The sequence below is a fragment of the Umezawaea sp. NPDC059074 genome (genome assembly GCF_042738955.1).
GTDB lineage: Bacteria > Actinomycetota > Actinomycetes > Mycobacteriales > Pseudonocardiaceae > Umezawaea.
Genome location: NZ_JBHYHC010000101.1, coordinates 24,200 through 33,317, shown reverse-complemented (window position 1 = coordinate 33,317; position 9,118 = coordinate 24,200). Strand labels below are relative to the sequence as shown.

Annotated in this window: 7 protein-coding genes; all 7 read left to right on the top strand. The window is 71.6% G+C overall.

What is annotated here, in order from left to right:
• Positions 1 to 798 (top strand): EboA domain-containing protein (locus ACFWW9_RS33365; RefSeq protein WP_390386119.1); only part of this gene is annotated, 798 nt, incomplete at its 5' end.
• A gap of 1 nt (position 799) precedes the next feature.
• Positions 800 to 1,651 carry a TatD family hydrolase gene (locus ACFWW9_RS33360; RefSeq protein WP_390386118.1) on the top strand — a complete coding sequence of 284 codons (852 nt, stop codon included), beginning with the start codon at positions 800 to 802 and terminating at the stop codon, positions 1,649 to 1,651.
• On the top strand, positions 1,651 to 2,787 hold the full coding sequence (eboE, locus tag ACFWW9_RS33355) for a metabolite traffic protein EboE (RefSeq protein WP_390386117.1): 1,137 nt from the start codon (positions 1,651 to 1,653) through the stop codon (positions 2,785 to 2,787). Before ACFWW9_RS33360 ends, eboE begins: the two co-directional genes overlap by 1 nt.
• Entirely contained in the window at positions 2,784 to 4,181 is a 1,398-nt protein-coding gene (locus ACFWW9_RS33350; protein ID WP_390386116.1) for an alkaline phosphatase family protein, read from the top strand. Before eboE ends, ACFWW9_RS33350 begins: the two co-directional genes overlap by 4 nt.
• The gene (locus ACFWW9_RS33345; RefSeq protein ID WP_390386115.1) at positions 4,178 to 5,188 is read left to right on the top strand and encodes a sugar phosphate isomerase/epimerase family protein; all 1,011 of its coding nucleotides are present in this window, start codon (positions 4,178 to 4,180) and stop codon (positions 5,186 to 5,188) included. Before ACFWW9_RS33350 ends, ACFWW9_RS33345 begins: the two co-directional genes overlap by 4 nt.
• A 14-nt stretch (positions 5,189 to 5,202) precedes the next feature.
• Positions 5,203 to 6,042, top strand: coding sequence for a sugar phosphate isomerase/epimerase family protein (locus ACFWW9_RS33340; protein ID WP_390386114.1), 840 nt, complete (start codon positions 5,203 to 5,205; stop codon positions 6,040 to 6,042).
• Positions 6,043 to 6,142: 100 nt separating this feature from the next.
• On the top strand, positions 6,143 to 9,097 hold the full coding sequence (locus ACFWW9_RS33335) for a family 16 glycoside hydrolase (RefSeq protein ID WP_390386113.1): 2,955 nt from the start codon (positions 6,143 to 6,145) through the stop codon (positions 9,095 to 9,097).
• Positions 9,098 to 9,118: the final 21 nt, after the last annotated feature.

The following is a 9,118-nucleotide window of genomic DNA, read 5'->3' as shown; positions in this document are numbered from 1 at the left end:
CAGCTCGACGACATGCGGCCGGGCGTGCACGAGCACCTGGAGTTCGGCGAGGGCGAGCTGGACCTGCCCGGCACGCTCGCCGCGCTGACCGCCGTCGGCTACGTCGGCGTCGCCGCCGTGGAACTGCCCCGGCACAGCCACGCCGCCCCGGACGTGGCGCGGCGGGCGATGGAGGCGCTGACCGCCGCCATGCCCGTCGAACCGGCGGGTCCCCGGCACCCGTGGCTCGCCGACGCCCAGCGCGCCGTGCGCCGCGACCCCGCCGTGGTGGACCGGCTGTTCCCGGCCGTGGGCCGTCGGGTCGGACGTGGTCTCGCCCGGCCCGACGATCCGCGGGGCCTGGTGCACGGCAGCGTGGACGACACGGCCCGCGCCGAACTCCTCGGCGCTCTCGCCACCGTCCTGGACGCCACCACGCTGTCCGCCCGCCTGCTCGCGCTCTACCGGCACGGCGACGACGCCGAGAAGCGCGGCGTGCTGCGCGGCCTCTCGCTGGTCGGCGGCCGGGCGGTGCCCGCGGGTCTGGAGATCGTCCGGGACGCCCTGCGCACCAACGACGTCCGGCTCGTGGCCGCCGCGCTCGGCCCGTTCGCGGCCGAGCACCTGGACGACCACGGCTGGCGGCACGGCGTCCTCAAGTGCCTGTTCACCGGCGTGCCGCTGGAGGCGGTGGCCGGGCTGGACCGGCGGGTCGACGACGAGCTGCTGCGCATGGTCGCCGACTACGCCGCCGAACGTTCCGCCGCGGGCCGCGACGTGCCCGCCGACGCCGCACGACTGCTCGGAAAGGGTGAGTGAGATGCGCGTCTTCGACCCGCACGTGCACATGACGTCCCGCACGACCGACGACTACGAGGCCATGCACGCGGTCGGGGTCCGCGCCCTGGTCGAACCGGCGTTCTGGCTGGGCCAGCCGCGCACGTCGGTCGGCTCGTTCACCGACTACTTCGACGCGCTCATCGGGTGGGAGCGGTTCCGCGCCGCCCAGTTCGGCATCCGCCACCACTGCGCGATCGCGCTGAACCCCAAGGAGGCCAACGACCCCCGGTGCGCGAGCGTGCTGGACGTGCTGCCGCGCTACCTGGAGAAGGACGGCGTCGTCGCGGTCGGCGAGATCGGCTTCGACTCCATGACGCCCGAGGAGGACGACGCGTTCGCCCGCCAGCTCCAGCTCGCGATCGAGCACGACCTGCCCGCGCTGGTGCACACCCCGCACCGCGACAAGGCCGCCGGGACGCGCCGGACCCTCGACCTGGTCAAGGAGTCCGGCCTGCCGGTGGAGCGGGTCGCCGTGGACCACCTCAACGAGACGACCGTCCGCGCGGTCGCCGACTCCGGGGCGTGGATGGGCTTCTCCATCTACCCGGACACCAAGATGGACGAGGACCGGATGGTCGCGATCCTCAAGGAGTACGGGACCGCGCGGGTGCTGGTGAACTCGGCGGCGGACTGGGGCCGCTCGGACCCGTTGAAGACGCACAAGACCGGCTTGGCGATGCTGGCGGCGGGTTTCGACGAGGCCGATGTGGACACCGTGCTCTGGCGCAACCCCGTCGAGTTCTACGGCCAGAGCGGACGGCTGGTGCTCGACGACCTGCCCGAGGCCGCGGAGACGTTCCTCGGCAACTCCGTGCTGCGGGGTGAGCGGTGATGGACCTGTCCTACTGCACCAACGTGCACCCGGCCGAGGACCTGCGCGGCGTCCTCGCCCAGCTCGACCGCTACGCCCTGCCCGTGCGCCGCCTGCTCGGGACCGACCGGCTCGGCCTCGGCCTGTGGCTGTCCGCCGACGTCGCCCGCGGCCTCGCCGAGGACGTGACCTCGCGGCGGCGGCTGCGCGCCGAGCTCGACGCGCGCGGTCTGGAGGTCCGCACCCTCAACGCCTTCCCGTACGGCGGGTTCCACGAGGCCGTGGTGAAGCACTCGGTGTACCGGCCGCGCTGGACCGATCCGGAGCGGCTGCGCTACACCACCGACTGCGCCGCGATCCTCGCCGACCTGCTGCCCGACGACGCCGAGAGCGGCAGCATCTCCACGCTGCCGCTGGGCTGGCGCACCCCGTGGACCCCGTGGGACGACGCCGCCGCGTTCGCCGCGCTCGACGAGCTGACACGGGTGCTGCGCGCGCAGGCCGCGTGGACCGGCAGGCGGGTCGTGCTGGCCGTCGAACCCGAGCCCGGCTGCGTCCTGGACACCGTGCACGACGCCGTGATGGGGCTCGCGGGCCGCGTGGACCCCGACTTCGTCGGGATCTGCCTGGACACCTGCCACCTCGCGGTGTCCTTCGCCGACCCGGCCGCCGCCGTCGCCGAGATCCGCGGCGCGGGCCTGCGGGTGTTCAAGGTGCAGGCGTCGGCGGCGCTGGAGGTCACCGGCCCCGGCACGCCGGAGGGCCGCCGGGCGCTGGCCGCGTTCGCCGAACCCCGCTACCTGCATCAGGTCCGCGAGTACAACGCGGGATTGGTGTTCACCTCCGACGACCTGGTGCACGCCCACCACGAGCTGCCCGGCCGCAAACCGTGGCGCGTGCACTTCCACGTGCCGCTGCACGCCCGGCCCGCCGCGCCGCTGTCGGCCACCACCGACGTGCTGCGCGACGCCGTGCGGGCGCTGGCCGAGGACGGCCCGCTGCCGCACGTGGAGGTCGAGACGTACACGTGGAACGTCCTGCCCGGAGCCGTGGGGCAGGACGACACCGGCCTCGTGCGCGGCATCGCCGCCGAACTGCGCTGGGCGCGGGAGCACCTCGGGGTCCTGGAGACGGCCGGGGAAGGGGCGCGCTCGTGAAGCCGTTGGTGGTGATCGACGTCGTCGGGATGACCCCGGCGCTGCTGCCGCACATGCCGAACCTCGCGCGGCTGGGCTGGCAGGCCGAACTGGGCACGGTCCTGCCCGCCGTCACGTGCAGCGCCCAGGCCACGTTCCTCACCGGCCTCACCCCGGCGGAGCACGGGATCGTGGGCAACGGCTGGTACTTCCGCGACCTCGGCGAGGTGCACCTGTGGCGGCAGCACAACCGCTTGGTGGGCGGCGAGAAGCTGTGGGAGGCCGCGCGCCGCGTCCACCCCGGCTACACCGCCGCGAACGTGTGCTGGTGGTACGCGATGGGCGCGACCACCGACGTGACGATCACGCCCCGGCCGATCTACCACGCCGACGGCCGCAAGTCGCCCGACGCCTACGTCCGGCCGCCCGAGCTGCACGACCGGCTCGTGGCCGCGCTGGGGGAGTTCCCGCTGTTCCAGTACTGGGGGCCCACGGCGTCGATCGCGTCCAGCCGCTGGATCGTCGGCGCGGCCCGCAAGATCCTCGTCGAGCAGCGCCCGGACCTGCTCCTGGTGTACGTGCCGCACCTGGACTACGACCTCCAGCGGTTCGGCCCGAACTCGCCGCGGGCCGTGGCCGCCGCGAAGGCCGTGGACGCGGAGATCGCGCCGCTCCTGACCGACGCGCTCGGCGCGGGGGCGACCGTCGTCGCGCTGTCGGAGTACGGCATCACCGAGGCCCGCCGGGCCGTGGACGTGAACCGGGCGCTGCGGTCCGAGGGCCTGCTGGAGGTCTACGCGCAGGCGGGCATGGAGTACCTGGACCCGTGGACGTCGCGGGCGTTCGCCGTGGCGGACCACCAGATCGCGCACGTCTACGTCGACGACCCGGCCGACGTGGACCGGGTCCGGTCGATCGTCGCCGCGCTGCCCGGCGTGGACCGGGTGCTGGACCGTGGGGAACAGGCCGCCGAGGGCGTGGACCACGAGCGGTCCGGCGAACTCGTCGCCGTCGCCGAGCCGGACGCGTGGTTCACGTACTACTACTGGCTCGACGACGACCGCGCGCCGGACTTCGCGCGCGGCGTGGAGATCCACCGCAAACCCGGCTACGACCCGGCCGAGCTGTTCTTCGACCCGGCCGACCGGTGGGCGAAGGCCAAGGCGGGGCTGAACCTCGTGCGCAAGAAGGCGGGTCTGCGGTACGCGATGAAGGTCGTGCCGCTCGACCCGGCCCCGGTGCGGGGCAGCCACGGCCGCCTGCCGGACGACCCGGCCGACGGTCCGGTCCTGCTGTGCTCGGACACGACCGTCGAGCCGCGCGCGAGGATCGCGGCGACCGAGGTCAAGGACTTCCTGCTGGAACTGCAAGGACTGCGGACGCCCGCGGTGCACACGATAGGAGAACAAGGATGAGCCGTCCCGTCACCCTCTTCACGGGCCAGTGGGCCGACCTGCCGTTCGAGGAGGTCTGCCGTCTCGCCGCCGGGTGGGGCTACGACGGGCTGGAGATCGCGTGCTCCGGCGACCACTTCGAGGTCGACCGGGCACTGGCCGAGCCCGACTACGTCCCGGCCAAGCTGGCGCAGCTCGAGTCGCACGGGCTCAAGGTGTACGCGATCTCCAACCACCTCGTCGGCCAGGCCGTGTGCGACGACCCGATCGACGACCGGCACCGCAACATCCTGCCCGCCCGCATCTGGGGCGACGGAGAGCCCGAGGGCGTCCGCAAGCGCGCGGCCGCCGAGATCGCCGACACCGCCCGCGCGGCGGCGAAGCTGGGCGTGGACACCGTCGTCGGCTTCACCGGGTCGAAGATCTGGAAGTACGTGGCGATGTTCCCGCCGGTGTCGCAGGCCGTGATCGACGACGGCTACACCGACTTCGCGAACCGGTGGAACCCGATCCTGGACGTGTTCGACGAGGTGGGCGTGCGCTTCGCCCACGAGGTCCACCCGTCCGAGATCGCCTACGACTACTGGACGACCCGCAAGACCCTGGACGCGCTGGGCAACCGCCCGGCGTTCGGCCTCAACTGGGACCCGTCGCACTTCGTGTGGCAGGACCTCGACCCGGTCGGCTTCATCCTCGACTTCGCCGACCGGATCTACCACGTCGACTGCAAGGACACGAAGAAGCGGTTCGACGGCCGCAACGGGCGGCTGGGCTCGCACCTCGCGTGGGCCGATCCCCGGCGCGGCTGGGACTTCGTGTCCACCGGCCACGGCGACGTCCCGTGGGAGCAGTCGTTCCGCGCGCTCAACGCCATCGGCTACACCGGACCGATCTCGGTCGAGTGGGAGGACGCCGGGATGGACCGGCTGCGCGGCGCCGAGGAAGCCGTGAAGTTCATCAGGGGCCTCGTGTTCGACCCGCCCGCGGCGTCGTTCGACGCCGCTTTCTCCACCCGAGAAGAATCCTGAGAGGACAGCGTGCAATGACGCAAAGCCCGTCCAGAAGAGCAGTTCTCGGAGCACTGGGAGCTGCGGCGGCCGTCGCCGCGCTGCCCGGCGTCGCCGCCGCGGGCACCGGGCGGCACGGCCTCCGCGTGCCGCGCGAGTCGATCAGCATCCAGCTCTACACCCTGCGCGGGATCATGGGCGACAACCCGGCCCCGGTGCTGGAGTCGTTGGCGGACATCGGGTACCGCAAGGTCGAGCTGGCCGGGACCTACGGTCGCACGGCCGAGGAGTTCGCCAAGATCCTGCGCCGGTACCGGCTGTCGGCCACGTCCACGCACGTGGGCATCGACGGCGACCTGAACAAGGTGATCGCGGACGCGAAAGCCCTGCGCAACGACTACGTCGTCGTGCCGTACGTGAACCTCCCGACGATCGCCGAGTGGACGGCGTTCACCCAGCGCCTCGACGCGGCGTCCAAGGTGTTCCGCAAGGCCGGGCTGAAGCTGGGCTACCACAACCACGCGCACGAGTTCGCGCTCCTGGAGGGGAAGCGGCCCTACGACGTGATCACCCGCGGCACCTCGCGGCGGGACGTGCACCTGGAGGTCGACCTGTACTGGGCGGTGACCGCGGGCGTCGACCCGGTGACCGTGTTCCGGGACAACATCCCGCGCGTGCGCCAGTTCCACGTCAAGGACCGCAACCCGGACGGCAGCTTCGCCGACCTGGGCAAGGGCACGATCGACTTCGCCCGCATCTTCCGCGGCACCTGGAACTGCCACGTCGACGAGTACATCGTCGAGAACGACCAGCCGGTGGACGCCCTGGTCACCGCCGAGGTCGGCTACAAGTACCTGCGCGACATCAAGTTCTGACGCCTTCCCACCACGATCTTCGACCGTTCGCGCGCCTGGCTGCCGGGGCGCGCGAACGGTCCCGCCGCCATGCTCTTCCCCCTGCGTTCCAGGAGCTGCCATGCGCCTCCCCGCCCTGATAGCGCTGTGCGCGTTAGCGTGCGGTCTCGTCGTCGCCCCGACCGCCGCGGCCGCGGCCGTCCCACCCCAGGAACCCGGCGTGACGCTCCGGGTCTACGACATGCAGACGGAACTCAGCCGCCTGTGCACCTTGAAAACCGGCCAGACGCCCAACGTGGACAAGCTGCTGCCCACGATCAACTGGAGCGGGGACGAGTTCGGCGTCGCCGACTTCTTCCTGTCCCAGGTCATCGCGAACATCACCATCCCGACGGCGGGCACGTACGCGTTCCGCCTCACCAGTGACGACGGCTCGCGGCTGCGGATCGACGACACCCAGGTGATCAACCACGACGGCCTGCACGGCGCGACCTCGGCCGAGGGCTCGATCCAGCTCTCGACCGGCTACCACGCGCTGCGCATCGACCACTTCGACAACGCCGGCGGCCAGCAGATCACGCTGGAGTGGAAGGCTCCGGGCGCCAGCGCGTACACCCTGGTGCCGAACAGCGCGCTGAGCACGGACGCCGGGGTGGTGCGCGTGACGGCTCCCGGCCGCAAGGAGTGCGAGGCCAGCGGCGACTCCGCGGGCGACGGGCTCCCGTTGACCGGCGTCCACCCGAACTACACGCTGACCAACCTGCGCCCCAGCGGATTCGAACCGCAGGTCACGGGCATGGACTGGCTGCCGGACGGCAGGCTCGCCATCACGACGTGGGGCGGCTCGAACAACGTGCTGGGCGAGGTCTACCTGCTCAGCGGCGTCACCGGGAACACCGACCCGAGCAAGGTCACCCGGCAGCGGATCGCCTCCGGCCTCAAGGAGCCGATGGGCATCAAGTACGTCGACGGCAAGCTGTACGTGTCGCAGAAGACCGGGCTCACCGAGCTGAACGACACCAACGGCGACGGCGTCACCGACGACTACCGCACGATCGCGACCTGGCCGTTCGGCGGCAACTTCCACGAGTTCGCGTTCGGGATGCTCTACAAGGACGGGTACTTCTACCTGAACCTGTCGGTCGCGATCAACCAGGGCGGCGCGACGACCGACCCGCAGCCCGCGGCGAACCGCGGCACGTCGATCAAGGTGAACAAGGCGACCGGCGCGGTGTCCTACGTGGCCGGTGGGCTGCGGACGCCGCACGGCATCGGCTGGGGCCCGGAGGGGGAGGTCTTCGCCACGGACAACCAGGGCGGCTGGCTGCCCGCGTCCAAGCTCGTGCACATCAAGCAGGACCGCTTCTTCAACCACTACACCAACCCCGACGGCCCGTACGACAACCAGGCCATCACCAACCCGGTGCTCTGGTTGCCGCACAACGACATCTCGAACTCCCCGAGTAACCCGGTGCAGCTGACCACCGGCCCGTTCGCCGGCCAGGTCGTGTTCGGCGACGTGACCTACGGGGGGCTCCAGCGCGGGTTCCTGGAGAAGGTCAACGGCGAGTACCAGGGCGCGGTCTTCCGCCTCACCCAGGGCTTGGAGTCCGGCGTGAGCCGGATCAGCCTCGGTCCGGACGGCGCGATCTACACCGGCGGCATCGGCGCGGGCGGCAACTGGGGCCAGGAGGGCAAGCTGGAGTTCGGCCTCCAGAAGCTGACCCCGACCGGCACCGGAGCGTTCGACATCCTGGCCATGCGGGCGATCGACGGCGGGTTCGAACTGGAGTACACCCAACCGCTGTCGGCGGCGACCGCGACCGACCTGGCGGCCAAGTACCAGGCGCAGCAGTGGCGGTACGCGCCCACGTCGACCTACGGCGGCCCGAAGGTCGACGAGCAGGTCGTGCAGGTGACGTCGGCGGCGCTGTCCGCCGACCGCAAGAAGGTCACGCTGAAGCTGGCGGGCCTGAAGCCGGGGCGGGTCGTGCACCTGCGTTCGCCGCGCCCGTTCGCGGCGGAGAACGGTCAGTCGCTGTGGAGCACGGAGGCCTGGTACACCCTCAACGCGCTGGTCGGCAGCGGGCCCGCGCCGGAGTACGAGGCGGAGACGGCCGGGCTCAGCGGCAGCGCGGCGGCCAACACCAACCACGCGAGCTACACGGGCACCGGTTTCGTCGAGGGCTACTGGAACCAGGGGGCCACGACCTCGTTCTCGGTCAGCGTCCCGAGCGCGGGCTCGTACAACGCGGGGCTGCGGTACTCCAACGGCCCCAACCCGTTCGCGGGCACCAAGAAGGTCAGCCTCTACGTCAACGGCGCGAAGGTGCGGCAGGTGTCGTTGGCCAGCACCGGCAACTGGGACACGTGGGCCACGCAGACCGAGCAGGTCACGTTGCGGGCGGGCACCAACTCCGTCGTCTACAAGTACGACTCCGGTGACGACGGCAACGTCAACCTCGACCGGCTGACGGTGTCCTCGGGCGCCCGGATCACCCTGTTCAACGGCGGTGGGCTGGACGCGTGGGAGGCCCGTTCGGGCGGCGCGGCGACGTGGCCGGTGTCCGGCGGCTCCATGGAGTCGCTCGGCGGCGACATCCGGACGAAGCAGAAGTTCGGCGACTTCCGCCTGCACGCCGAGTGGCTGGAGCCGACCTACCCGCCGGAGGTGACCGGCCAGGCGAGGGGCAACAGCGGCATCTTCTTCCAGGAGCGCTACGAGTTGCAGATCCTGGAATCGTTCGGCGACACCACGTTGGCGTCGAACGAGGCCGGGGCGATCTACTCGAAACGCGCCCCGGACCGCAACATGGCCACGGCGTCGAACACGTGGCAGACCTACGACGTGACGTTCCGCGCGGCGAGGTTCGACAGCGCGGGCGTCAAGACCGCCAATGCCCGCGCCACGGTCGTGTGGAACGGCGTGACGGTGCACAACGACGTGGAGATCGACGGCGGCACGGGCGACAACCTCCCGGAGGACGCCACCCCGCAGGCGATCCGCTTGCAGGACCACGGTGACGCGGGCGCGAACCCGCGCTTCCGGAACCTCTGGATCGAGCCGCTGAGCTAGCGGACGACGGTGGGGTGCGTT